At 68.6% G+C, this 19,899-nt stretch carries 21 protein-coding genes and 1 tRNA gene; 15 read left to right on the forward strand and 7 right to left on the reverse strand.

Going from position 1 to position 19,899, the window contains the following annotated elements; all coding sequences use genetic code 11:
- Window positions 1-19 precede the first annotated feature (19 nt).
- The 5 genes from WDJ58_RS09620 to WDJ58_RS09640 are packed head-to-tail and all read left to right on the forward strand — an operon-like array spanning window position 20 to window position 4,079.
- On the forward strand, window positions 20-745 hold the full coding sequence (locus tag WDJ58_RS09620; protein ID WP_338917474.1) for a DUF7287 family protein: 726 nt from the start codon (window positions 20-22) through the stop codon (window positions 743-745).
- A complete protein-coding gene (locus WDJ58_RS09625) occupies window positions 746-1,381 on the forward strand; it encodes a DUF7288 family protein (RefSeq protein WP_338917475.1) in 636 nt (211 codons plus the stop codon).
- The gene (locus tag WDJ58_RS09630; protein ID WP_338917476.1) at window positions 1,369-2,724 is read left to right on the forward strand and encodes a hypothetical protein; all 1,356 of its coding nucleotides are present in this window, start codon (window positions 1,369-1,371) and stop codon (window positions 2,722-2,724) included. The genes WDJ58_RS09625 and WDJ58_RS09630 overlap by 13 nt, the downstream gene beginning before the upstream one ends.
- 4 nt (window positions 2,725-2,728) lie before the next feature.
- The gene (locus tag WDJ58_RS09635; RefSeq protein ID WP_338917477.1) at window positions 2,729-3,223 is read left to right on the forward strand and encodes a DUF7266 family protein; all 495 of its coding nucleotides are present in this window, start codon (window positions 2,729-2,731) and stop codon (window positions 3,221-3,223) included.
- A complete protein-coding gene (locus WDJ58_RS09640) occupies window positions 3,216-4,079 on the forward strand; it encodes a DUF7289 family protein (RefSeq protein WP_338917478.1) in 864 nt (287 codons plus the stop codon). The genes WDJ58_RS09635 and WDJ58_RS09640 overlap by 8 nt, the downstream gene beginning before the upstream one ends.
- Window positions 4,080-4,333: 254 nt before the next feature.
- Here the strand turns inward: WDJ58_RS09640 and WDJ58_RS09645 are convergent, their stop codons facing one another.
- On the reverse strand, window positions 4,334-5,917 hold the full coding sequence (locus WDJ58_RS09645) for a DUF7289 family protein (RefSeq protein ID WP_338917479.1): 1,584 nt from the start codon (window positions 5,915-5,917) through the stop codon (window positions 4,334-4,336).
- Between the two features lie 427 nt (window positions 5,918-6,344).
- Between WDJ58_RS09645 and WDJ58_RS09650 the strand changes: the two genes are divergently transcribed.
- Window positions 6,345-6,554: a hypothetical protein gene (locus WDJ58_RS09650; protein ID WP_338917480.1), complete on the forward strand. Its 210-nt coding sequence runs from the start codon at window positions 6,345-6,347 to the stop codon at window positions 6,552-6,554.
- A 37-nt stretch (window positions 6,555-6,591) separates the two neighbouring features.
- Here the strand turns inward: WDJ58_RS09650 and WDJ58_RS09655 are convergent, their stop codons facing one another.
- A complete protein-coding gene (locus WDJ58_RS09655) occupies window positions 6,592-6,822 on the reverse strand; it encodes a DUF7385 family protein (RefSeq protein WP_338917481.1) in 231 nt (76 codons plus the stop codon).
- Window positions 6,823-7,006: 184 nt separating this feature from the next.
- On the opposite strand from WDJ58_RS09655, the gene WDJ58_RS09660 reads away from it, so the two are divergent.
- Complete coding sequence (locus tag WDJ58_RS09660) at window positions 7,007-8,296, forward strand: MFS transporter (RefSeq protein ID WP_338917482.1); 1,290 nt, start codon at window positions 7,007-7,009, stop codon at window positions 8,294-8,296.
- A 271-nt stretch (window positions 8,297-8,567) separates the two neighbouring features.
- Window positions 8,568-8,912 (forward strand): SHOCT domain-containing protein, encoded by a 345-nt coding sequence (locus WDJ58_RS09665; protein ID WP_338917483.1) that lies wholly within the window; start codon window positions 8,568-8,570, stop codon window positions 8,910-8,912.
- A gap of 141 nt (window positions 8,913-9,053) precedes the next feature.
- Here the strand turns inward: WDJ58_RS09665 and WDJ58_RS09670 are convergent, their stop codons facing one another.
- Window positions 9,054-9,440: a response regulator gene (locus tag WDJ58_RS09670; protein ID WP_338917484.1), complete on the reverse strand. Its 387-nt coding sequence runs from the start codon at window positions 9,438-9,440 to the stop codon at window positions 9,054-9,056.
- A 697-nt stretch (window positions 9,441-10,137) separates the two neighbouring features.
- On the opposite strand from WDJ58_RS09670, the gene WDJ58_RS09675 reads away from it, so the two are divergent.
- Window positions 10,138-12,066 carry a carbohydrate-binding domain-containing protein gene (locus tag WDJ58_RS09675; RefSeq protein WP_338917485.1) on the forward strand — a complete coding sequence of 643 codons (1,929 nt, stop codon included), beginning with the start codon at window positions 10,138-10,140 and terminating at the stop codon, window positions 12,064-12,066.
- 410 nt (window positions 12,067-12,476) lie between these two features.
- Window positions 12,477-13,067: a tryptophan 7-halogenase gene (locus WDJ58_RS09680; protein WP_338917486.1), complete on the forward strand. Its 591-nt coding sequence runs from the start codon at window positions 12,477-12,479 to the stop codon at window positions 13,065-13,067.
- A 183-nt stretch (window positions 13,068-13,250) separates the two neighbouring features.
- Here the strand turns inward: WDJ58_RS09680 and WDJ58_RS09685 are convergent.
- Window positions 13,251-13,322: transfer RNA gene (locus WDJ58_RS09685), tRNA-Ala, on the reverse strand.
- A gap of 165 nt (window positions 13,323-13,487) precedes the next feature.
- On the opposite strand from WDJ58_RS09685, the gene WDJ58_RS09690 reads away from it, so the two are divergent.
- From WDJ58_RS09690 to WDJ58_RS09710, 5 genes are all read left to right on the forward strand, one after another.
- On the forward strand, window positions 13,488-13,793 hold the full coding sequence (locus WDJ58_RS09690) for a hypothetical protein (RefSeq protein ID WP_338917487.1): 306 nt from the start codon (window positions 13,488-13,490) through the stop codon (window positions 13,791-13,793).
- 345 nt (window positions 13,794-14,138) lie between these two features.
- Entirely contained in the window at window positions 14,139-14,606 is a 468-nt protein-coding gene (locus tag WDJ58_RS09695) for a 30S ribosomal protein S15 (protein WP_338917488.1), read from the forward strand.
- 3 nt (window positions 14,607-14,609) lie between these two features.
- Complete coding sequence (locus tag WDJ58_RS09700) at window positions 14,610-15,731, forward strand: hypothetical protein (protein ID WP_338917489.1); 1,122 nt, start codon at window positions 14,610-14,612, stop codon at window positions 15,729-15,731.
- A complete protein-coding gene (locus tag WDJ58_RS09705) occupies window positions 15,728-15,997 on the forward strand; it encodes a KEOPS complex subunit Pcc1 (RefSeq protein WP_338917490.1) in 270 nt (89 codons plus the stop codon). Before WDJ58_RS09700 ends, WDJ58_RS09705 begins: the two co-directional genes overlap by 4 nt.
- Window positions 15,994-16,635, forward strand: a complete 642-nt coding sequence (locus WDJ58_RS09710; protein ID WP_338917491.1) for a 30S ribosomal protein S3ae — start codon at window positions 15,994-15,996, stop codon at window positions 16,633-16,635. The genes WDJ58_RS09705 and WDJ58_RS09710 overlap by 4 nt, the downstream gene beginning before the upstream one ends.
- 123 nt (window positions 16,636-16,758) lie before the next feature.
- Here the strand turns inward: WDJ58_RS09710 and WDJ58_RS09715 are convergent, their stop codons facing one another.
- Genes WDJ58_RS09715 through WDJ58_RS09725 form a run of 3 tightly spaced genes read right to left on the reverse strand, consistent with a single transcriptional unit; the run spans window position 16,759 to window position 19,844 of the window.
- Window positions 16,759-17,172, reverse strand: a complete 414-nt coding sequence (locus tag WDJ58_RS09715; protein WP_338917492.1) for a cupredoxin domain-containing protein — start codon at window positions 17,170-17,172, stop codon at window positions 16,759-16,761.
- Between the two features lie 60 nt (window positions 17,173-17,232).
- A complete protein-coding gene (locus tag WDJ58_RS09720) occupies window positions 17,233-18,936 on the reverse strand; it encodes a glycoside hydrolase family 13 protein (protein WP_338917493.1) in 1,704 nt (567 codons plus the stop codon).
- Entirely contained in the window at window positions 18,936-19,844 is a 909-nt protein-coding gene (locus WDJ58_RS09725) for a dihydrodipicolinate synthase family protein (RefSeq protein ID WP_338917494.1), read from the reverse strand. The genes WDJ58_RS09720 and WDJ58_RS09725 overlap by 1 nt, the downstream gene beginning before the upstream one ends.
- Window positions 19,845-19,899: the final 55 nt, after the last annotated feature.

The raw sequence follows: 19,899 nt of genomic DNA on the forward strand, positions 1-19,899 counted from the left end.
GGGAGGACGGAGTACCACTATGAGGGGCACCGACCGCGGCCAGACGAACCTCGACTTCGCCCTCGGCGTGAGCGTCTTCCTGCTCACGGTCGTCTTCGTCTTCTCGTTCGTTCCGGGGATGATCGAACCCTTCACCGCGAGCACCCAGCAGGAGACTGCCGCCTCCGACCGGATCGCGGACCAGTTGGCCCAGGAGATGCTGGTCTCGGATCCGGGCGAACCGTACCGGCTCGATCGGGAGTGTACGGTGATCTTCTTCGAGACCAACGACGTGGGTGACGACGACGGGGAGAACACGAACGGCGACGGCGACTACGGGGACCCGTTCAGCAAGGCGGACGACTACGCCGCACCCTGTAACTTCCCCGACCTCGATCTCGATGGACGACTGGGGACCGCGGGCGAGATGAACGTCCACATCAGCCTCCGACGGGACCTCACGACCGGCGAGTCGGACAACCCCGACGACGACGGTGACGATGTCGACGACGCCGAGGACACCGACGACGAGGTGCCGACCTCGCTCTGTCTGGACGCCAACAACCCCCGGATCACCGAGGTCGACAGGCCGCTCGGCGGGGCCTGCGATCCCGAGGGGACGGTCGACGACGACGTCCTGTTCGAGATCGGCCCGACCCCGCCGGACGGCACCGGATCGGTCGTGGTCTCCCGCCGGTTCGTCCACGTCGAGGGTGGGTTCGCAGACGGGACGAGCGACGCGATGCTCGTCGTGGAGGTGTGGTAGATGCGTCGCGTCCGCGGACAGGCGTACGCGCTCGAGGGGATCGTCGTCTCCCTCCTGCTCGTGGGTAGCCTCGTCTTCGCCCTCCAGGTGACGGCCGTGACGCCGCTGTCTGCCAGCACGTCCAGCCAGCACATCGAGAACCAGCAGCGTGCCGTCGCCGAGGGCGTCCTGGCGACGGCCGTCGAACAGGACGCGCTGCGGATCGCCGTCCTGAACTGGAACCACGATCCGGCGTCGGATCCGCCGCGTTTCTACGGGATCGGGGCCTCCGCAGAGCGGTCGTTCTACGTCGACGGGCCCCCGGAGAACGAGTTCGGGACCCTCCTCGAACGGGCCTTCTCGAGCAGGGGGATCGTGTTCAACGTGCTCATCCGACCCAGCGTGGACATCGACGACGACGGCACCGACGACGGGTTCGCGACCGAGGCACAGCGGATGGTCTACCGTGGCGAGCCGAGTGACAACGCGGTGACCGCGACGCGGCTCGTCACCCTGTACGACGACGACGTGCTGTACGACGACGACGAACACCCGACGTCGACGCGGATCGACGGCGACAGCTTCTACGCCGAGGACGTCTCCGACGACGTCCTCTACAACGTCGTCAGAGTGGAGGTGGTCGTGTGGCGACAGTGATCCCGGAGGAGTTCCGGGACGGGGATCGGGCGCAACTGATGCTCGTCGGGGGACTGGCGCTCGCGGTGACGATCGTGGTGCTGGCGCTGGTGCTGAACTCGGCCATCTACACCCACAACCTCGCCAGTCGGAGCGACTCGGCCGCAAGCGAGTCGCTGACGCTCGACGAGGACACTCGACGGGGAGTCGGCGGGATCATGGACAGCGTGAACAGCGAGGGGACCGGGGACGACTTCCCGGGACTGGTGAGCGACTATGACACCGCCCTCGGGAGCTGGGAGAGCTCGACGCGGAACCTGACGGGGAGCAACGGTCGGGCGGTGAGCGTAACGGGGGCGAGCGAACGCGAGGGTGTCCGTATCGTCGACGACGATGGAGGAGCGTTCCACCCGGCGTCCGGTACACCGAGTTCCTGGACCGTCGTGAAGGAGGTCCGCGTCCGTCGGTTCGAGATGGAGGTCACGGATACGAATCTCCTGTCCACCAACCTGGCCCTGCTCGCTACCGACTCACCGTTCAACGTAACCTTCCACGACCCCGGTACAGGTGATATCCAGCACCGCGTCTCGATATACAAGGACACGGCCAAGGGGACGATCAACGTCACCGTCGACGAGAAAGACGAGTCGACTCTCGGGACGTGCAGCATCTCGCGCTCGGATGCCGTCATCGACTTCACCGACGCGGAGGTCGAGACGGGGGAGTGCGAGCCGCTGGGGTTCCTCTCGGAGTACGACGAGCCATACGACATCCGGTTCCACAACTCAGGTGACAGTACCGGGGCGTACGAGCTCACCGTCGATCGTGTCATCGACGACTCGTCCAGCGAGGCGGGGTCGTTCACCGACGCCGTCGACACCACGAACTTCGGGAATCACTGTTCCGGACCGACCTACAACGGGCCGGGCGGGTCCTCCCCGTTCGTCGCACCGGCCATCTACTCCACCGAGATCGATACGGAGTTCGTCGGTTCGGACACGATCGTCCGGGGGAAGCACCGTATCGCCCCGGGCGAACCGGGTTCGGAACCGGCCACCCCACGCGTGATCGATCTCGACGTGACGGACAACAGTGACGGGACGGACGCCATCTTCGACGTTTCGTGGACTGCGACCGATCCGGACGGCAACTTCCAGAGCGTGGACGTAGAGCTGGAAGGTGCGACCGCCAACTCCCCGGAGACCACCACGTCGGGGACGGTGACTCGAACCGTCTCGGGGGGGGACGGCAACACCTACACCGTCGTCGTCACCGTCGAGGACGCGGACGGAAACACCCGGACCGTCCGCCAGGGCCACCTGGCCGACGGCGACGGGACGGGCGACGATACCTGTCCGGAGTGACACGATGAGAGGAACCCGAAACCAGATCACGGATCCGATCCGCGCCGACCGCGCCGTCTCGACCGTCGTCGGCTACATCCTCACGCTGGGTATCACGGCGATACTCATCACGGGGCTGCTCACCGCCGGCGGCGACTTCGTCTCCGACCAGCGCAACGGGACGATCCGGGACGAGCTACAGGTCCTGGGCCAGCAGCTGGCGAGCGACCTCTCGGCGGCGGACCGGCTCGTACGCGCGGGCGGGACCGAGGTCTCGGTCACCCGGGGCCTGTCGCCGGAGGTGACCGGCGTCGCCTATCGGGTGACCGTCGAGGACGCGGTGGACGGACCGAACGTCGTCGATATCACGCTGCGAACGGAGACCCCGGACGTATCGGTGACCGTCGGGGTGTACCTCGGAACGAACGTCGGCACGTCCACCGGGGGGACCGTCACGCACACCGGCGGTGACGTCGTCGTCGTCCTGAACGGCGACCACCTGGAGGTGAACCGTGTCTGATCGGGGGGTGAGCGACGTGGTCGGGTTCGTCCTCGTGTTCTCGCTGGTGACGACCACGGTCGGGGTCGTCTACGTCGCCGGCATCGGGGGACTTGAGGACGCTCGCGACGCCGAGCAGCTGAACAACGTCGAACGCGCGTTCGACGTGCTGGCGGACAACCTGGAGGACATCCACCGCGACAACGCGCCCAACCGGGCGACGGAGTTCAGGCTCTACGAGGCCACCCTGGAGCTCGGTGCGCCGACGGACGTCTCGGTCGAGTGGCTCAACAACGACACCGACACCACGAATCCGGTTCCGGGGTTCGGCACCGACACCTCACCGATCGTCTACACGCCACAGAGCGAGCCGTCCTCGAGCGTCCTCTACACCGGCGGAGCAGTCATCCGGGAGGACAGGTCCGGCGCGGTGATCATCGACGAGCCACCGTTCGCGTTCGACGACAACGGCGGTGTGAAGACGGCGGTGATCCCCGTAGTCGATACGCGCTCGCCGAACCGAGAGTACGTGGTCGGTACCTCGACGGTACTCATCCGGACGGAGCGGATCGGGAACGAGGTACTGGCGGCGCGAACCGATCCGTCGTCGGCGAGCACCGATGTCGATACTGACGACGCCGACGTCGAATACGAGATACGGCTCGGCATCACGACCACTCCGGCGAGGGCCGACGCGTGGGTTCGATACCTGAACGACGAGATACCGGACTCGTTCGATGCGAACGACATCGACGGTGACACCGACGTGACCGACGATCCCGTCTGTGAGAGAAACGGCGATCAGGCGATCTGTGTCATCGCTACCGAGCGACTCTACGTCACGACCAGCCGGATCGACGTCTCGATCGAGTCCTGACCGAGGGGCCGGCCGGGACGACCCCGATCGAGAGGATCCACGGTATCCCGGGACCGACGACACACTCCGGACAGGGCGTCCTCGCGTCACAGGGCCGTACCTGACCCTCTCTCGCCGTCGAGGGACCGCTCGTTCCGGCTCCGGGGTTACTCCTGCCGTGGACCTGCCGGAGTAGCCACGCACGGCCTGTCGGCGCGGCACGGCTCCGAACGCCACGTAGCGCGGCGTGGTCGAGCAGGCCGAGCCGCCGATCGCTAGTCGAGTCGGACCTCGATCTCGTTACGGGTGACGTGGAGGTACGTGACGTACTTCCCGCCGCCGGGGACGTCGAGCACGCCGGAGGAGCTGTCCGGGCCGGTCTCCTCGACGCTCCCGCCGCCGCCCGGCTTGTCCTTGACCGTCAGGTCGAGTTCGTCGTCGAACATCCCGAAGTAGTGGTTGAGGACGCGGTCGACCGTCTCGGTGTCACCGCTGTCGTACTGACTCCCCTCCCAGGAGACGTCGGCGGAGTGGCTGTCGAAGGTCTCGGAAGGGTTCCGGAGGTTCCCATTGGCTTTGAACTTGAGCATGTTGTCGCCGTTCTTGGTGTAGTCGAGCGTCGGATCGGTGCCTTCGGCGTCGGAGACGTCACCGTCGTTGTCGTCGTCGTCGACGAACGACATCTCGAAGTAGATCTCGTCGTCGTTCCCGTCCCCGTCGCGGTCCTCGCACTTCGCCTCGAAGACGTCGTTGGCGTGCCACATCTCGTAGTTGTCACCACCGTCCTCGGAGTAGTACACCGTCACGTCGGCGGTGATGCCCGTCGACGGACAGCCGCTGCCGCCCGACTTCGTGAAGTACAGTTCGAACTGCTGGTCCCCCTCCTCGATGTACATCGACCACTGGAGGTTGTTGAAGTTCGCGCTGTCGTGGTCCTCCGGCCGGAGGGTGAGGCTGAACTCCTCGACGTTGTGGTCGCTCGTCCCGGGGACGGTCACCGATCCGCCCTCGCCGGGCATCCCGAACGACCCCGGGTTCTCGAGGGACACCAGCCTGATGGTGACCTCCTCGACCCCGTCGCCGTCCCGGTCGGCGTAGGAAATCTCCCCGGAGGTCCGGGCGTCGAAGTAGCGCCCCCAGCCCCGGGCGTAGCGGCTCTCGATCCGGACGATCACCTCCCCCTTGCGAACCGGGTTCACGAAGTCGCCGCCGCCACACCGCGACGGGAACGTCTCCCCCGAGGGGAACACCGGCTTCGCACGGATCCCCTCCTCGACGGTCCCGGAGGCCCTGCCCGTCACCGCGCCGTCCCCCCGGGTCAGCACGATCGGCAGGGTGAGCGTCGCACCGCGGTAGTGGAACTCCGGCGGGGAGACCATCTCGACGCCGCCGTCCGGGCCCCGCCGCCAGACTCCGCCGCCCTGGTAGCCGATCTCGGTGTCGCCGGTCCGGTGGACCATCGCGCCGAGAGCCTTCCGCTCCATGATGTACGCGTCGTCCTCGTCCGTGTTGCTGGTGTCCACCACGTCGTCGGCGTCGTCGTTCACGTTGTCGTTCTCACAGTCCAGCTGGATGATCTCGATCCAGCCCGCATCGTCCTCGACGGTGTAACTCCCTCCCCTCTCCCCGAAGTTCACCCTCTGGTTCGAGGCGTCCCCCAGCGCGACCTGTGCGGCCTGCGAGTCGAACAGCGTCATCGACTGCTCGGCCCGGGCCAGTCCGGAGTTCTCGCGCGTGTCGTCCAGCGCCCGGTCCCCGAGGGCGACGACGGCCGTGCTCCCCACGATGACGAGGGCGATCACGAGTACCGCCCCGATCGTCGTCTGCCCGGCCGAGTTCCGCCGCTGGAGGGTTCTCATACGTCCACAAGCGAGAGTAGGGGTATAAACGGCGATACGGACTCGTACCGTGAGACGTACACGGCGTGTCCGTACGGTCGGTCGAACGCGACCGGAGGAGGGAGTCGGCTCACCGCACCGAGGGAGGACCGCCGACCCCCATTCGCGCGACGTCGATACAGTATATATTCCTCTTATGCATTATAGCCAAGGGTTAATCCCGTCGGGAGTGTCAGACGATGACACGATGGAATCCGAGAACCCCCGGACCCTGAAGGACGTGAGCCACACACCACCGAGCGGCGAGCCGGTCCCCGTCTGGGAACGCGGCGGCGAGCGAGCCGACTGAGCGGCCGTCCCGCGCCCCGATCCCGGCGTCTCCGTGCGGCAGGACCCCCGACTACCGAACGTCGGAGCGTTCATAACCCCTTCGGCCGAACGGGGGTCCATGCTCGTCCTCGAGTCGAGCCGGCGTGCGGGCCGCGGCCGGTGGCTACAGGCGGCCGTGGCCGTGGCGCTCCTCGCGTTCGCCGTCGCAGCCGCGCTCCTGGGGCGGAACCCGCTTCCCCGGGGGCTCGCGCTCGTCGTCGGGCTGTTCGCGCTCACGGCGCTGTACGTCCAGTTCGTCCGGCGACCGGGCGTCGACGCCCGCGACTGACTTTCGACCGTGCGATCACGGCGCCGGCCGTCCGGTCCTACTTGTGGGTGAAGAGGAGCACGTCGCCGTCGTGCGTCGTCACGCACAGGTCGAGCACCATGCTGAGTTCGAGGCTCGTGAGGTCGTCCTCGCAGACGACGAGGTCGTCGAACGGTTCGCCGCAGGCCGGGCAGGCGACGCTGACCGTGTTCTGATACGTCCGTACCCCACCGCCCGATTCCCTGGGTGTGAGCGAGGCGACGAGTTCGTCGAGTTCGCTGTCCTCCATGGCCGGGAGTGGGAGCCCCCCGGTCTTAAGCCTGCATCCGGGACGAGTCGGGGGTCGAGCACGAGGGACCCCCGGTCACCGGGACGGCTCTATACTCCGTCGATCGGTCTCAAGGGCCGCGTGAGATCCTCTCGGTTCGGAAGTGATCCCACGGGTTTATCCCACCCCTCCGGTTAGCGCCGGTGTGGGTTCCCTGTCGGTCCTCCGCGACCGCGAGTTCATCGCGCTCTCCGGGACGGCGTTCGCGCGCGCGCAAGCGTACTCCACCATAGCCATCGCGCTCGCGCTCTACGCCGACGTGTTCAACACCACGAGCACCGTCGAGGGGCTGTTCGGCACCGCGTTCGCCCTCGTCCAGCTGCTGGTCGTGCTCCCAATCGGTCGGTACGTCGACACGCACAACGCAAAGCGAGTCCTGCTCGCCGGGTTGCTGGTCAACGTCGGCGTCTTCGGCGGCTACTTCCTCGCCGACTCCATCGCGGACGTCCTCCTCGTCCGCCTCTTTCAGGGGTTCGGCGCGAGCCTCCTCTGGGTCACCGGTTCGACCGTCGTCGGGGAGATCAGCCCCGGGGGCGAGCGGGGCCAGTGGCTCGGCACCTACAACCAGGTCGGCGCGTTCTCCTCGCTCGCCGGCGACATCGTCGGCGGGGCGCTGTTGACCCTCTACGGCTTCCAGGAGACGTACGTCGTGCTCGGGAGCGTGACGCTCGGCGCGTCCGTCCTGCTCTACCTCTTCCTCCGGGAGAATCCGGGGGGACGGAAGGACCCCGAGGAGTCGACGGGCCGGGAGACCCTGCAGAACCTCCTCTCCCGCCGCACGGTCCGCGCGCTCGTGACGTTCCGATTCGGCCTCTCGTTCGGCAAGATGGCCGTCATCACGTTCGTTCCCATCTACGCCCGCACCGGGTTCGGGATGTCGGCGATCCTCGTTGGCGTGCTGCTCGCGGGCGGGAAGCTCACCAAGGCGCTCACACAGGGGGTCGTCGGGGGCTACACCGACCGCGTCGGCTCGAAGCACTACTTCGTCGCCGGGGGTGCCCTGGTGTACGTCCTCGGGACCGCCATGGTCCCGTTTGCCGAGTTCGCTCACCTCCTCTTTCCGACCGTGGTCGTCCCGCTCGCGTCCCTCCCGGCGCTCTCGGGGTCGGTGACGCTCGTGCCGGCGTTCTTCCTCCTCTTCGTCGCCTACGGGATCTGTGGCGTGGGCGACTCCATCCGGCTGCCCGCGAGCATGGCGCTGTTCGTCGAGGAGGGCGAGCAGTTCGAGGCCGTCGCGGGGAGCCTCTCGCTGCGCTCGATCGCCTGGAAGGTCGGACAGGTCATCGGGCCGCTGCTCATCGGCGTGGTCTGGGACGCGACCGGCGTCTTCACCGCCTTCGCCATCGCCGCCGGGGCGATACTCGTCGCGACGGTCGCGTTCGTCCGTATGTACGGGACCGCCTGGACGAGCGCCGCGCCGGTCTCGGCGGACTGATAGGGATCCTCGTAGCCGACCGGAGGATTCGACCGTCCGACTGGGTCGCGCGGCATATTCTCGGCGGGAAATCTACGAACGACTACGATGAGCCCTGTGGGGACTCCCGTCGGTCCGCGTCGCTTCCGGCCATACGGTCGGTCCCTGTCGGGCGGTCCATCGACGAGACCCCCGAGTGACGACGGCCACGACCGATTCCGGCGCACTGGGCGCGGCCCGGGCTCCGTACTCCGGGCGAGCGAGTTATGCTCCCCGGTGGCCGATGACACACATGAGCCCCCTCCTCGAGCGGTTCGAGCGACTCGTGGTCCGGGTCGTTCCGATGGTGGTCCTCGGCGTCGTCGGGTCGGCAGCGGCGGTCTTCGGTGGGCTGACCGATACCTTCCTCGCGTTCTACGCCGTCACGTGGGCCCTCACGCTCGCGTTCGTCGCGTTCGTCGACCGTGCACGCGCCGAGCCGCCCGACACGACCGACCCGCTGTTCGTCCTCCAGCAGCGCTACGCCCGGGGGGACATCGACGACGCGGCGTTCGAGCGGACGCTCGATCGGCTACTCGTCGGGAACGACCTCGAGCGCTCGCGGCGGGACGTCGAGCGGGAGTTCCTCGTCGAGTAGTGGCGAGTTCCACTGGGTCGGTGGCCCCCGGGGACCGTCGTACGATCCGGCCGACGGGCCGTGCCTGCCCCCGTGGATCGGTTCCGATATCGAACGAGGTCGCCGGCGTGCTACACCGTCCCGACTGGTACCGGGCCGTCGTCACTCGACGACGCTCCGGACCCGCCGGACCAGCAGGGAGAGCGAGTCGGGACCGCCCGACTTCCGAACGTAGTCCGTCACCCCGGCGACGCGGGCGTCGTGAGCGACCGCCTCGTTCCCCTGACCGGTGAACAGGACGAACGCGAGCCCGAAGTCGCGCTCGCAGAGCCACTCGAACAGCTCCAGCCCGGAGGCCGCCGGCATGCAGTAGTCGCTCACGACGACGTCGAATCCGTGGTCGGGATCGTTCAACAGCTCGAGGGCCGCCTCGACACTCGTCACCGTCGTGACCTCGATGTCCCCCTCCGACCGCTCCAGCCAGTCGCGGACGAGCGCCCCGAACGACGCGTCGTCGTCGACGTGCAACAGCGTGATGTAGTGCGTCATTGCCAGCTCGGTCGAGCGCCCCGCCGGTTCCCGCCGACCTGGGAGGGTATCGCTCCCGCTCGTGCATGGTATATTCTAATATAAGTATGTATGAAAAATAAGGGGATCCTCGGGGCGGGGCGTCACCGCTCGGAAGGGGACCGACGGGCCACCGACCGATCCCCGTTCGGGGGTCCATCCGACCCGGACGTACTGGGGGCACGCCGCCCGGTCGGCGCTCGACGACGAGCCCCGTTCGTGTGCCAGCCGCACGGCCCGCCGGTCGCCAGGTGGTACGCCGAACCCGGGGTCCGCCTCGACGACGAGGTCCTCGAATCGCCCGTGAGCGGCGGGGTGTCACTGAAGGGGTCCGGCGAAGTGTGGTGGCTGTATTACAATACCGACGAGGGCTGGTACGAACGAAACGGACCGTCGCCGCTGAACGAGGCCACGATCGGAACGGCCCGGACGATCGGCGGACATGCCGTGACGAAAGAGGTGTGTCTTCCGAAAGTCCCCGTACGACCGCCGAAAGATCCACAAGAGGCCCTTCCAGGATGTCCTGGCACCACATCCCGACGCCCCGTCTAATATATTTTTTCACCTAAATCGAGATGCAGACAATAATTTAAGTACCGAACGCGACCGAGGTGTGCCTGCAGAAATGGGCTGGGGAAGCAAACAATCGGACGAGCTGCAGCTCTCGCGGAGAGGGTTCATGTCACTATCAGGTACCGCGATCGCGGGACTCGGCGTCCTGCCCCGGGGGGATGACGGGGCGGTTGGGGCGTCGGGAGACCTCCGCTCGGCGGGGGAGGTGGCCGACCTCACCTCGTTCGGGTACGGCGGGACGTCCATCACGGAGTCCGGCGTACTCGAAGCGGCGACCAGCGAGACGATGGCAGTGGGCGGTGAACAGTCGCCCTACGTGCCGTCGCTCTCGGGGCGGATCGAGGCCGAGCGGTTCGACAGGGGTGGGGAGGGGGTGTCCTACCACGACGCCGACGCGGAGAACCGGGGCGGGGCGTTCCGGGACACGGGCGTCGACATCCAGCGGACCGGCGACGTCGACGGTCAGTACGACGTCGGCTGGATCGAGGACGGCGAGTGGCTGGAGTACACCCGGGAGTGCACGTCCGGTCGGTACAGCTTCACCGTGCGCGTCGCCTCCCCGGAGGGCGGGTCGGAGCTCGTCCTGAAGATCGACGGAACCGAGTACGGCCGGATCACCGTCCCGAAGACCGGCGGCTGGCAGAGCTGGACCACCGAGGGGTTCGGGACGTTCGATCTGGAGGAAGGGGTGCGGGTCGTGCGGCTGGAGGCCGTCGGCGGGGCCTTCAACATCAACTGGCTCGCCGCGACCCCGAACGTCGGGTCCTCGACGCCGACGGCTACGCCGACCGAGACGTCGACGCCCACGGCGACGCCGACGCCATCGCCAACGCCTGAAGCGACGCCCACGCCCGATCCGCGTCAGCCGGCGTACACCGACCACGATGTGTCACGAATCGAGGCCGAAGCGTACGACGAGGGCGGGGAGGGTATCGCGTACCACGACGTGGACGGGGGGAACTCCGGCGGCGCGTACCGGGACGAGGGTGTGGATATCCAGTCGACGACCGACGACGGCGGCTACAACGTCGGGTGGATTGAGGACGGCGAGTGGCTCGAGTACACCGTCGATCTCGCCGCGGGGACCTACGAGCTCCGGGCCCGCGTCGCGTCGATCCACGACGGGACGAAGCTCCGGGCGATCCTCGATGGCGAGGTCCTCGGGACCTTCGACGTGCCGAACACCGGCGGCTGGCAGAACTGGCAGACCGTCACGCTCACCGGCCTCGACATCAGCGGCGGGCAGGTCCTTCGCCTTGAGGCGCTCACCAACGGCGCGGAGTACGGGTTCAACATCAACTGGGTCGGCTTCGCCCGGACCGACACGTCGACCGCGACGCCGACGCCGACTGAGACGCCGACGCCGACCGAGACGTCGACGCCGACGCCGAGCCCGACGGCCACGCCGACTGCGACGCCCACGGCCACGCCGACACCGTATCCCTCCGGCGAACCGTTCGGGGACGCTCCCGCCAGGATCCCGGGTCGGATCCAGGCCGAACACTACGACAGGGGCGGCGAGGGGGTCGCGTACCACGACACCGACCCGCAGTGGGACGGGCGGCCCGAGTCCGACGCGCTCCGCGGCGACACGCGCGTGGATCTGCAGGCTACCTCCGACGACAACGGGCGGTACAACGTCGGCCGGTTCATCCAGGGCGAGTGGCTCGAGTACACCGTCGACCCGACACCCGGCACCTACGACCTCAAGTTCAGGGTCGCGACCCCCCGTGACGGTCGCCGGCTCCGGGTGACGCTGAACGGCGACACCCTCCGGACCGTCGAACTGCCGAACACCGGGGGCTGGGACACCTACCGGACGGTCGCCGTCCGGGACGTCCGTATCGACACCGATCGGACGAGCGTCCTCCGGATCGAGGCCGTCGACTCCGGGATCGACTTCAACTGGCTCGACTTCGACGTGCCGACGGACACGACGACGTCGACGCCGACTCCCACGCCCACGTCGACCGACGGGGAGGCCGACTGGGGGGAGGTCGCGTACGGCCAGTACGGCTACGGCGGCGTCGTGTAGGTCGGGGAGATCGGGGCCGAACGCGACGGTTACCACTCCCGGTGGAGGGGGTCGTCGGTGCACTCGACCCGCTCGGTGGACGCTCCGATCGACGGATCGTCACCGGTAGCGATCCGCCGTCACTGTCCGTGCTCGCGCCCCGTCGTCCGTCCGTCGTCGGACGGGTTCGGCCGAGGTACCGCCGGGGAGTTTTTACCGGGCGGCTGCTGTGGGTCCCCAGCGTGTACCCTCGTCGGTGGCGCGCCCCGACGATCCGGGGGGCTCACACGGGCGTCCAGTCAGCCGGTCCGAACCGCCCGTCGGCCCTCGGTGACGGCCGATAGCGGGTCCGGGACGCGAGATCCCCCGGCTCGCCCCCCGGGCGCGAGAGGCCGGATCGGACGCGGGTTCCGGTGCACGACGGAGAACACATGAACGGAGACAGCATCGAAGCGGTGACGATCGTCGGCGACGGCGACGCCGGACTGATAGCTGCGCTGACGCTCGACCGCGTGACCCGGGTCGACGTCACCGGGGTCGACGACTTCGACGAGGGGATCCCCGAGGTGGGCAAGAGCACCATCTCGTACATCCAGAACACGTTCCACAACGTCCTGGGGATCGAGAAGGCCCGGTTCATCTCCGAGGTGAAACCGGTGTGGAAGGCGTCGGTCTTCTTCACGGACTGGTGCGGTCGGGGGCCGTTCCACGTCCCGTTCGACGACCTGACGCTCCCGCCCGCCGACCCCGGCCGACGCCGGTTCGAGGAGCTCTACTGTCGGTACCTCGAGGACGACTACCGGACGCTCGGCGTGGAGACCGCCGAGCGAGGGGTCTCCCCGTTCGTCGAACTGCGCGAGGACGGCTTCTCCAGGACCTACGATCACGTCGCCTACCAGTTCAGCACCGGTCGGCTCGACGACTTCCTCCGGGAGATCTGTCGCGAGCGCGAGCAGATCCGCACGGACGCCGAGCGACACCTCCCCTACGAGCAGGTGTACGGGAGCGGCGTGTTCGAGTGAGGTGAACCGTCCTCTACGCTCCGGAGAGCGGCGTGAAACGCGAGGGATTTTCGACCACCGACTCCGGAGGCAACGAACTCTAACATCCGATTCGTGGACTCGCCGGGACTGAGCGGAGCCTACGGCTCCGCGAAGGTCGGCGAGTTCACTAACCGAGTTCGAGCGAAGCGAGAACGAGGGAAGTGGACTCGCCGGGATTTGAACCCGGGGCCTCTCCCATGCCAAGGGAGTGATCTACCGCTGATCTACGAGCCCGCACCCACAACTCAGCCCAGCGCGGCGCATAAACCCATCGGACCGCGCCGACGCGTGCGCCCCGTCAGCGCGGTTCCCTCCCCGTACTCCGGCCTGCCAGTTTCAGTTTCACCGCGCTAGGCGCCGGTATTAGTGCCCGAAGCTCGGATGTAGGGGTGTCCCACCATGAACGCCACCAGGGACCCATCCGACGCTACTGTCAGTCGCCGAACCCTCCGAGAGGGGACGACCGCCCGCGCCAGATACGGCGAACGGTCGGTCGTCGGTGAGGTGATCGAGGTCCGCGAGGAGACTCCAGGGGTGACTCGCGTGGTCCTCAGCCCCCGTGAGGGGGATATCGAACTCGACACCGACGCGAGGCGAGTCGAGCCCGTCGCCCCGGATCGGATCTGTCCGGCCTGTAGCGCCGTCTGGGAGCGTCGCGAGGCGTACCGCTGTCCGGACTGCGGGGCCGACCTCGTATCGGACTGAGCTCACCGCCCGTCGAGAGCCTCCGGCGGTACGCGTCGTCCAGGGGACGCTCGGCCAGCCGCGGATGACGGTCGGACGATACCGTGACCCGAGGGAGAGACATCCGACGAGAGCGAGCCGGGGGTGCCGCACGAACCGGGCGGGTCCGAAGCGACACGCCTTTGTGCGTGTCGGGCCTCTCGCCGGTGGGAACGGCACGGCCGCAAATCCGACTCCGCCGCGCGGCCCGGGCACCTGGTCCGGGGTCTCTTCGACGCTCCGCGCGGCTTGGGATTGCGGAAGTGCGTACAGAGCGCGTCGGCCCGGATCCGCCGGGACAGCGGTCAGTGCCGTCCAACCAGACACATGGCACGAATGCACACCCGACGCCGCGGCAGTTCCGGTTCGGACCGGCCCGTGGCAGACGACCCGCCTGAGTGGAGCGACGTCGACGCCGACGCGGTCGAGGATCGCGTCGTCGAACTCGCGGAGAACGGCCACGACCCCTCCCAGATCGGGATGAAGCTCCGTGACGAGGGCGTCCAGGGGACGCCCGTCCCCGACGTCAAACTCGCGACGGGGAAGAAGGTCACCGAGATACTCGAGGAGAACGACGCTCGCCCCGACCTCCCGGAGGACCTCCGGAACCTGATGGAGCGAGCGATCCGTCTCCGCCGGCACATGGAGGAGAACCAGGGTGACGCCCAGAACAAGCGGGCGCTCCAGAACACGGAGTCGAAGATCCGCCGGCTGGCGGACTACTACCGCGGCGACGAGCTGGAGGAGGACTTCACCTACTCCTACGACGTCGCCGTCGACCTGCTCGAGGGCTGAGCCGTGTCGGCCGCCGACCGCCCGGACGCGAACACGCCCGTCGCTAGCGTGACCGCCGCCTGCCGAGACGCGGGTTTCGTCAGGCTGGTCGGCACGAGCGACGGCGACGGCCTCGCGGCGGTCGGCGTGCTCGCACGGGCGCTCTCGGCCATCGACATCCCGTTCCAGGCGAGCGTGGCACGCTTCCCGGACCCCGCCACGGGGACCGACGCGGACGTGACGATAACGGTCGGCACGAGCGGCGGCGACGTCGCCGTCGACGCGGTGCCGGCGAGCGTCCCGGCGTTCGCCGCCGCCCGCGAACTCGCGCCAGACGCGGCCGATCCGGTCCTCGCGCTCGCGGGGGCCGTGGCCGCGGAGGCGGTCCCCGGCGACGACGGCGTCGGTCTGCTCGACGCGGCACGCGAGTCCGGCGTCGAACGTCAACCGGGGATCGCGATCCCCACGGAGGACGTCGCGGACGGGCTGGCCCACTCGACGCTGGTCCATCTGCCCTGTTCCGGCGACGTCGACGCGGCGCGCGAGGCGCTCACGGCGGTAGGTGGCGACGACTCGACCCCCGAGGCACGCAAGCGGGCGGCCTCGATGGTCGCGCTACGCGCCGTCTCCGGTGCGCCGACGCGCGCCGCCCACGCCGTCGAGCGGGCGCTCCGGCCCTACTCGGGGGGAGCGTTCGAGACTATCGGCGGCTACGCGGACGTGCTCGACGCCGTAGCGAGAGAACGACCCGGGACGGGCGTCGCGCTCGCGCTCGGCCACGATGCGGGGTCGGCGGCGCTCTCGGCGTGGCGCGACCACGCGAGCGCGGCCCACCGTGCCGTACGGGAGGCCGACACCGGCCGGTACGACGGCGCGTTCGTCGTCCGGACGGACGGCCCCGTGGGGACGGTCGCGCGACTGGTCCGGGACTACCGTTCGCCGGAACCCGTCGTGCTCGCGCTCGGGCGGACCGAGCGCGGCTACGACCGGGCGGCGGCCGCGGGCGACCGCGAGGTCCTCTCGGCGCTGCGGAGCGCCGTCGGCGACGCCGGCACGGTCGGTGGTCGCGGCCGGACCGCGCGGGCCCGACTCGCGGAACCGATCGACGAGGGGACGTTCGTGAGCGCGTTCCGGGGGGGACTGTGACCTCCGAGCGCGAGGCGGAGGGGCGTGCTCGCTGCCGGGCGACGGTATCGACGACCCACGTTGACGCGGCGACGGTCGCGGCGGCGCTGGAACCGGACAACACCGACGAGATGAGTACCCGAGTCGAGGACGGACGGGCCGTGACGACGGTCGAGCGTGACTCCCCCGGTGGGTTGCGCTCGACGGTCGACGACTACGTCGTGAACCTCGGGGTTGCGGACCGAATCGTGGACGAACACACAGCGGACAGATCAGACACATCATGAGCGAACGAAGCGTTTCCCGACAGAAACAGGAGAAGCGGTGGTACACCGTGCTCGCGCCCGAGCAGTTCGACCGGCGCGAGCTCGGCACGACCCCCGCGGACGACCCCGAACAGCTCTACGACCGAACCATCGAGACGACCCTCGGTGACCTCACCGACGACGCGGGCGAGAACTCGACGAAGCTCACGTTCCGCATCAACGACGTGGGGAGCGACACCGCCTACACCGAGTTCGTCAAGCACGAACTCACGCGGGACTACCTGCGCTCGCTCGTCCGGCGCGGCTCCTCGAAGGTCGCGTCCTACGAGACGGTCCTGACGACCGACGACTATCGGATGCAGGTCCAGCCCGTCGCGTTCACGACGAAGAAGGCCGACCACAGCCAGGAGCGGGCCATCCGCAAGACGATGACCGACCTGGTCCAGTCGGCCGCCGAGGAGCGCTCCTTCTCGGAACTCGTCGACTCGATCGTCGGCGGGCGGCTCTCCTCGGCCATCTACAACGAGGCGAAGACCATCTACCCGCTCCGCCGGGTGGAGATCCAGAAGGCGACCCTCGAGGCCCACCCCGAGGAGGTCGCCGCCGAGGAGGAGGCCGCCGTCGACGTCGAGGAGGAGGACCTCGCGGTCGACGAGTAAGCGACCGACTTCGATCGCCCCCGTTTCTATCTGTGTCCGGCCGAGCCGAGCCATAGCGACGCGTACTGTCGCCCGAGTGGACGGCCGGCCACGTCTCGAGCGACGGGACCGCCGTGGATCGTGTTACTCGCTGACGACGACCGTCCCGACCATCCCGGCGCGCTCGTGGGGGACGCAGAAGTAGGCGTAGGTCCCCGGTACCTCGAACGTGTGCGACCAGGTCTCGCCCGAGCGGATCGTCCCCTCGCCGCCCCGCTCCCAGAAGCCGTCGCGGGCGGCCGCCTCGCTCTCGAAGCCGCCGGAGGCCCAGTACTCCGCGTCGTCCGGCAGGCCGTCCTCGTAGGCGGTGACGGTGTGGCCCCGCGAGCCGTTGTTCACCCAGACGACGGGCTCGCCGACGGTCGCCTCGAACGTCTCGGGGAGGTAGGCGTTCTTGGCCATCTCGATGTCGGCGTCGCCCGATCCGCCGACCATACCGCAGCCGGCGAGGGTGGCCGTCACGCCCGCCGTCGTCGCGAGGAACGTCCGTCGGCGCATACGCGGGCTACGGGCCGCGTCGTCAAAGGCGGCGCGGTTCCGCGCTCCTGCGCTGACGGCTCAATCGATCCAGACCCGCGCCTCGTACGGGTCGAGGTCGAGCCGCCCGGGTACCCCGCCGGTCCGGTCGGGGTAGTTCGCCACGGCCGACGTCACACTATCCGAGCGCACCCGCTCGGGGGGACTGACCGTCGTCGGCTCGGGCGACCAGTTGAGCGCGACGAACGCTCGTTCCTCGCCGAGCGTCCGCTCGTAGGCCCACACCGACTCGTGATCGGGGAGGACGGGTTCGTAATTGCCGTAGACGAGGACGTCGTGTTCGTGGCGCAGTTCGACCAGGTCCCGGTAGTAGTACCAGACCGAGTCCCGGTCGGACCGGGCGCTCGCGACGTTCACCTCTCCGTGGTTCGGATTGACGGGGAGCCACGGCTCGGCGTCGGGGTCGGTGAACCCCCCGTGTGCCGAGTCGTCCCACTGCACCGGGGTCCGGGCGTTGTCCCGACAGCGGTAGCGGATCAGATCGCGAACGTCCTCGAAGGAGTCGATGTCGCCGGCGGCGATGGCCTCGCGGACCCGACCGGTCGCGTCGGCGTCGTCGATCTCCGCTATGGAGTCCCAGGGGTAGTTCGTCATCCCGATCTCGTCGCCCTGGAAGACGAACGAGGTCCCCCCGAGCGTCAGGACGAGCGTGGCGAGGAGCTTCGCGCTCTCCTCGCGGTACTCCCCGTCGTCGCCGAACCGCGAGACGGCCCTCGGCTGGTCGTGGTTGCCGAGGTAGACCGCCGGCCACGCCAGGTCGGGCTCGGTCTGCCAGCGACCGATCGCCTCCTTGAGGTCGGTGAGCGGGAAGTCGCGGACCTTCCACCACCCCTCCTCGGCGTCGTAGTCGAGGATGACGTGGTCGAAGTTGATCGTCATCCGGAGGCCGTGCTCGGCGTACCGGTCGGCCTCGCCGGGGTCGACGCCGATGCACTCCGCGACGACGAACGCGTCCCGCCCCGAGAGCACGCGGTCGTCCATCTCGCCGAGATACTCGTGGATGCGCGGCCCCTCGGTGAAGTGCTCGATGCCGACCCACTCGTTGTGGGGGTCGCCGTCGGGGTAGCCCTCGGGCTTGGAGATCAGGTTGACGACGTCCATCCGGAAGCCGTCGATCCCCCGCTCGAACCACCAGTTCATCATGTCGAAGATCGCCTCGCGGACGTCGGGGTTGCGCCAGTTCAGATCGGGCTGTTTCTCGTCGAAGAGGTGGAGATACCACTTGCCCACCTCGTCGTCGTAGGCCCACGCCGACCCGCCGAACCCGGACGTCCAGTTGTTCGGTGGCTCGTCGGGGTCGCCCTCGACCCAGTGGTACCAGTCGTGGTACGCCGAGTCGGGGTCGCGCGAACGCTGGAACCACTCGTGTTCGTCGGAGGTGTGGTTGACCACGAGGTCCATCACGAGTCGCATGTCCCGGTCGTGGACGGCATCCCGGAGGGCGTCCCAGTCGTCCATCGTGCCGTACGCCTCGCGGATCGAGCGGTAGTCGCTGATGTCGTAGCCGTTGTCGGCCTGCGGGGAGGCGTAGACGGGGTTGAGCCAGACCACGTCCACGCCCAGGTCGTCGAGGTAGTCGATCCGGTCGAGTACCCCCTGGATGTCGCCGATCCCGTCCCCATCGGAGTCGTTGAAGCTCTGCGGGTAGACCTGGTAGACGACCGCCTCCTTCCACCACCGCCGGTCGAGGTCGCCGTCGGCGACGGGTGTCCTCTCGTCGCCCATCAGACGAGGTCCAGGGTTCGGAGGTCGTCCTCCAGTGCGGCGCGGTCCCCGTCGCTCATCGTCCGCAGGGGCGAACGCAGACCGCCGACGTCGAAGTCGACGTCACGCAGCGAGAGTGCTGTCTTCACCCCCGCCATGTACGGCCCGCGCTTGAGCGCGTCGCGCACGTCGTAGACGCGGCTCTGGAGTTCGCGGGCGCGCTCCTCCTCGCCCGCCGCGTAGGCGTCGTAGAGGTCACCGACGAGTTCGGGGAAAACGTTCGCGACGGCACTCACGAGGCCCGTACAGCCGATCTCCAGGCCGGCGAACAGCAGCGAGTCCGACCCCGCCATGAACGTGAGTTCGGGGTGGGCGTCGATCGCCTGCCCCAGCCAGGGGACGTCCTTCGAGGAGTCCTTCAGCCCCGCGACGCTCTCGATGGCGGCGATCTCGTCGAGCGTCTCCAGCGCGAGCGCGTTGCCCGTCTTCGAGGGGATGTGGTAGACGTAGATCGGGAGGTCGGTCGCCTCGGCGACCCGGCGGTAGTGTTCGACAGCCCCCGTCGCGTCGAGCGGGTAGTAGTACGGCGTGACGACGACCAGTCCGTCGGCACCCGTGGCGGCGGCCGCCTCCGCCCGCGCGACCGTCTCGCGGGTCGAGGGCGCACCGACGCCCGCGATGACGGGCACCTCACCGCCCACCTCGTCGACGACGGCCTCGACGACCCGGTCGCGCTCCTCGGGGGAGAGGAGCGCGAACTCCCCGTTCGTCCCGAGCGGAAAGACCGCGTGGGCCCCCCCGTCGACGACGAACCGGGCGTGGGCCGCGGTCCCCTGGGGGTCGAGCGACTCGTCCCGGGCGAACGCCGTCACCGTCGGCGGGACGACGCCGTGGAGCGAGAGCGGATCGGCCGCGTGGGTGTCCTGCATGGGCGCTCGTTCCGCCGGATCGTCCTTAACGGTTGCCACCTGTCTTTTTCGAATG

Source organism: Salinirubellus litoreus, from assembly GCF_037335815.1.
GTDB lineage: Archaea > Halobacteriota > Halobacteria > Halobacteriales > Haloarculaceae > Salinirubellus > Salinirubellus litoreus.